Raw genomic sequence first — 240 nt, 5'->3', positions numbered from 1 at the left:
CTCAAAGATGTGTTTGATGACCTTTAACACCTCCGGATGGGCCGGCTGCCCGAGATAGCCGAGTGCGGCCGACAAATCGCCCGGTCCGACAAAAATACCGTCCACGCCGTCAACGGCGGCGATGGCGTCAATGTTGTCAACGGCCTGTTGGGTTTCTATTTGCACTAATACTGAAATGTTGTCGTTGATGATGGCGTTATAATTCGGCACCGTGCCGTACATGTTGCTGCGATGGGAAAC

The 240-nt window shown here is 53.3% G+C and carries 1 protein-coding gene; it reads right to left on the bottom strand.

The features are described 5' to 3' along the window. On the bottom strand, positions 1-240 hold a 240-nt coding region (locus SAZ04_RS22875), incomplete at both ends, for an aldolase/citrate lyase family protein (protein WP_332700070.1).

It is taken from the genome of Halalkalibacter lacteus, from assembly GCF_036663595.1.
In the GTDB taxonomy this organism is placed as follows: Bacteria; Bacillota; Bacilli; order Bacillales; family Bacillaceae_D; genus Halalkalibacter; species Halalkalibacter lacteus.
Note: the sequence above shows the minus strand (reverse complement) of the source record. Positions and strands in the feature narration are given on the sequence as shown.